The organism is Ruegeria sp. BHSA162 (genome assembly GCF_059613385.1).
This window is the reverse complement of sequence record NZ_JBXWSK010000134.1, coordinates 1-4543: the sequence shown is the minus strand read 5'-3', so window position 1 is coordinate 4543 and position 4543 is coordinate 1. Positions and strand designations below refer to the sequence as shown.

General features: G+C 62.1%; 4 protein-coding genes. 2 read left to right on the top strand and 2 right to left on the bottom strand.

From position 1 onward, the window contains the following. Positions 1–1285, bottom strand: a 1285-nt coding sequence (locus AC2FM5_RS19240; protein WP_496737552.1) for a peptide ABC transporter substrate-binding protein, incomplete at its 3' end; no start/stop codon positions are given. A gap of 418 nt (positions 1286–1703) precedes the next feature. Beyond that, entirely contained in the window at positions 1704–2939 is a 1236-nt protein-coding gene (locus AC2FM5_RS19235) for a lytic murein transglycosylase (RefSeq protein ID WP_496737550.1), read from the bottom strand. Positions 2940–3078: 139 nt separating this feature from the next. On the opposite strand from AC2FM5_RS19235, the gene AC2FM5_RS19230 reads away from it, so the two are divergent. Both AC2FM5_RS19230 and AC2FM5_RS19225 read left to right on the top strand, forming a co-directional pair. Beyond that, entirely contained in the window at positions 3079–4041 is a 963-nt protein-coding gene (locus AC2FM5_RS19230; RefSeq protein WP_496737548.1) for a cytochrome ubiquinol oxidase subunit II, read from the top strand. Further along, positions 4038–4543 (top strand): cbb3-type cytochrome c oxidase subunit I (locus tag AC2FM5_RS19225; RefSeq protein ID WP_496737546.1); only part of this gene is annotated, 506 nt, incomplete at its 3' end. The genes AC2FM5_RS19230 and AC2FM5_RS19225, both read left to right, overlap by 4 nt.

Genomic DNA, 4543 nt, shown 5'->3' with positions numbered 1-4543 from the left:
GGAAGATCTTCCATTCCATGTTGGCCAGCTCGACCTGCGCGCCCAGCTTCTGCTTCCACATCTGGCTGAGGGCCACGGCGACTTTCTTGTGCGCCTCGGAGGTGTTGTAGACCATCGCGAAACTCAGCGGGTTGTCGGGACCGTATCCGGCCTCGGCCAGCAGTTCCTTGGCCAGCTCGTCGCGCTCGGCTTGCGTCATCGACGCCATTTCCACGACCGGCGGGGTGAACCCTGCGGTGGCTTCGGGCACGAAGGTATAGGCTTCGGGCTGACCGCCGGCCAGGATGTTCTCAGTGATGATCTTACGGTCAACCGCCAGCGACAGGGCCTGACGCACGTTCGGGTCCTTGAAGGCCTCGGGGCCGCCGTCGGACAGGTTGAACGTGTAGTAGTAGTTGCACAGGCGCGGGAAGCTGATTGCCTCGTTCGGGTATTCCTTCTTCAGGCGCGGAAACTGGCCTGCGGGCACCTCGGTGCGGTCCAGCTCACCGGCCAGATAGCGGGTCAGGGCCACGTTTTCATCGTTGATGACCAGCGCCACGACCTTGTCGATGATGGTGTTGTCGTTGTCCCAGTACATCGGGTTGCGCTCGCGCACCGAGCGTTCGTTGGGCAGGTGCTCGGTCAGGATATAGGCGCCGTTCGACACGATTTTGCCGGGCTTGGTCCATTCATCGCCGAACTGCTCGATGACCTTCTGCGGGGCCGGGAAGGTGGTCGAGTGCGTGGTCATCTGCGGGAAATAGGGCAGCGGCGCGCTCAGCTTCACTTCCAGCGTGTGGTCGTCGATCGCCTTGACGCCCAGATCCTCGACCGGCTTGTCGCCCGCGATGATCTCGGCGGCGTTCTCGATCGACATCAGCTCCATGAACCAGGCATAGGGCGACGACAGCGCCGGATCGACGGCACGTTTCCAGGCAAAAACGAAGTCATGCGCGGTGACCGGATCGCCGTTCGACCACTTGGCGTTGTCGCGCAGGGTGAAGGTGTAAACGTCCTTGGTTTCGTTGGTGGTATAGCCAGTGGCCACGCCCGGAACCAGGTAGCCGTCTTCGTCCTGGTTCATCAGACCTTCGAACAGGTCGCGGACAATCTCGGCGCCCGACACGTCCTCGACCACCTGCGGGTCGACCGAGCTGTGCTCGTCCAGCACGCGGTAGACGAAGGTCTGGTCATCGGCCAGCGGCTCGCCGGTGACCGGATGGGTGCCCGCGGCCAGCGCGGCTCCGGTGATGAAGGTCGAGCACAGCAGGCCCGCCACCGAGTTTCGAAGGATGGTGTTCATGATCTTCTCCCAATTATTGTGGCGGCGGTCTGCGCATCCATATGGGATGGCGTCCGGCGGCCCTGGTTGCCCGACATCCGCTGGGACCCGGTTCTTTTGAATTTTGGGTTGTGCCAATTCGCAAGGAACACTGCGTCGCAGCTTTCTGGATTGCAGTCGGTGAAGTGGATGCAAGAGCTTCCTCTCGCTGGCCGAGACCGTGCCACTATTTTGGGCAGGGTTAAAGCCTTCCCATGAGTCCGGATCGCCTAAAGGTAGAAAGAAACTTCGTGACGCGTGGTCGCCGAAATTTTGTAACGATGGCGTGTATCGTTGCGATATTTTCGTGCCCAGGCCGCCCGGATTGCAGCCCGAGGCGCGATCTGTTTCGGCAGAATTTCGCCGCTCGCTTTCGCCCGATCAGGCGAATCGCCAGCGGTCAGGGACGCAGCCGCGACTTCATGCCGGCTTCGGGGAAACAGGTGGGGGGCTGGTCGGTTTCTTCCTGCCAGCGGCCGATCGACCGGCGGGTTTTGTATCCCGGGAGCCCGTCGGCACCGCCCACGTCGTGCCCCATCGCGATCAACGCCTGCTGCATGGTCGCGATATCCGACCGGTAGAGACCGCCCACCTTGCCCCAGCGGCCTTTGAAATCGCCCACGCCATACTGAATGCGATCGCCCACATGGCCCACGAACAAGGCGTAGAGGTCGCTCATGTTGTAGTCTTTGAGAACGTAGAAATTGGGCGTTACGACAAAGGCCGGACCGTTCCGGCCAGCCGGCATCATCAGGTAGCCCTCGCCGCGCAGCTCGTGTTCGGGGAAGGGGCGGCCCGAGACGCGTGTGATGCCCATGGCGACCCAGTCGCGGATCGGGCGACCCTGATCGGGACCCTCAAGCGCGCAGGACACAGATGCCGGTACGGTCACCTCGAACCCCCAATCGCGGCCGCTGACCCAACCGTGCCGCGCGAGGTAGTTTCCGATCGATGCAATCGTGTCGTCAGCCGACCCCCATATGTCGGCCCGGCCGTCTGCATTGCCGTCGGCCGCGTGGTTCAAAAAGCTGGTCGGCATGAATTGGGGCTGGCCCAACGCGCCGGCCCAGCTGCTTTTCATCGTGCGGCCGTTCACGTGACCAGCCTCGACGATCTGCAGCGCGGCGATCAGTTCGCCGGTAAAATAATCCGCGCGGGTGCTCATGAATCCCTTGGTGGCCAGCACCTGGATTGCGTCATGCCGGATCGGAACCTGCCCATAGCCGCTTTCTCGGCCCCAGACCGCAAGGATGATCCGGGCGGGAACGCCGGTCTGTTCCTCGACCCGGCGCAGCGTTTCCTCATGACGCTTGGCCATACGCCGACCGCCGGCGGCGGCACCCTGAACCGAATTTGCGTTGAAATACCGGCCGGGGGACCCGAACTCGGCTTGCCTTTGCTTTTTAGGCGTCCGCGCCGGAGAGCCCGGCGGAACAAGATCGGGCAGTTCCCAATTCAGGCGAACCCCGTCGGTTGCGCTGTAAAACGTGCGGCGCGATACACCCTGCGCCCGAGCCAACGGCCAGACCTGTTGCTGCAACCAGTCCTGAAACTGCCGCTCGACCGCGGCTCGGTCCTGCGCGATCGCTGCGCCGGAAAACGCGATCAGTCCAATCAGAATAAGCAGTAAACGCATGACCCAATGACTGACCCGACCCACTGGGCAAGTCAACTCGACGGTGACGTGGGTTACGGCCGCCCGGGAAAAACCTTGTGAAATCTGCTGACTCTGCCGATAGTTGCACCAACCTGAGGTTTGATGAGGGCGATCCGGCGTGAGCGGAAACAGGACGATACCTGCGGTACTGACAGCGCTGATCGTGGTCGTATTGTGGTTGGGCGCGGCGCAATCGGCTCTGGCCAGCGACAGTTTCATGGATCCTCAAGGCCCTATTGCGGCGGTCCAAAAAACACACCTGGTGCGCGCGACCGCGTTGATCCTGATTGCGGTCATTCCGGTTTTGGTTCTGGTTCCCTTGATCGCTCTACGCTATCGCCGCCGCGCGCAAAGCCCTGCTGCCTATCGGCCAAAATGGGATTTCTCGCCCCTGCTGGAAACCGCGATGTGGGGTGTGCCGGTGGTGATCGTGGCGCTGCTGTCCTTTTATCTTTGGAAAGCAACCCACCGGCTGGACCCTTACGCGGCCCCGTTCGGCGATGAACCGGCCCTGCGTGTGCAGGTGGTGGGGCTGGATTGGAAATGGCTGTTCATCTACCCCGACCTGGGCATCGCGACGGTGGGTGAGTTCGGGGTGCCAACAAAACAACAAGTCGCCCTGACACTGACGACGGACACGGTGATGCAGTCATTCATGGTTCCCGCCCTGGCGGGGCAGATCTATGCCATGCCGGGGATGACGACCCAATTGCATCTTGTGGCTGATGCCCCCGGACAAATGCAGGGCGAAAACACCCAGTACAACGGGCGCGGCTTCACCAAGCAGAAGTTCCAGACGGTCGCGATGCCGCCGCCGGACTTCGACTCGTGGGTCGACCGGGTTCGGCAGAACGGTATCGTTCTGGACCCGGCAACCTACCGAACGTTGGCCATGCGGACAGACCGGGACGAGGTTCAGGCCGCGCTTGGCACCGCGCAGATGCCGGACAATGCGCTGTATTTCCGCCTGGATGATGGCGATCTGTTCCACAGCATCCTGGGCCGGTATCACAACGGGCAACCTTTGCCGCAGGATCAGCAACCGGGAACCGCTCAATACGGGCAGGAGGACAAGCAATGACATCTGCCGAGTCCGGTTTCTTCGGCCGTCTGAACTGGGATGCCTTCCCCATCGCCGGGCTGATCCAGGATCCCAACACGAATGAAATAGTCGCCAATGCCGCGGCGGGCGTGGTGATCGTGGGGGTGGCCGCGGTTCTGGGACTGCTCACCTGGTTTCGCCTGTGGGGGCCGCTGTGGCGCGACTGGCTGACCAGCGCGGATCACAAGAAGATCGGCATCATGTATATCGTCTTTGCCATCGTCATGCTGGCGCGCGGCGTTCTGGAAGGCGTCGTGATGCGCGCCCAACAGGCGGCCGGACCGGGCGAAGGGTTCCTGGAAGCCAAACACTTTGCCGAACTGTTCAGCACCCACGGCACGATCATGATCTTCTTCGTTGCGGTGCCCTTCGTGTTCGGACTGGCGAATTTCCTCGTCCCGCTGATGATCGGCGCGCGCGACGTGGCCTTTCCGGTGATGAATCAGATCAGCCTCGGCCTGACGGTTTCGGCGGGGATGAT

Excerpts from the sequence above, each read along its gene's own strand:
- AC2FM5_RS19235 (WP_496737550.1), bottom strand. The coding sequence starts at position 2,939 with ATGCGTTTACTGCTTATTCTGATTGGACTGATCGCGTTTTCCGGCGCA.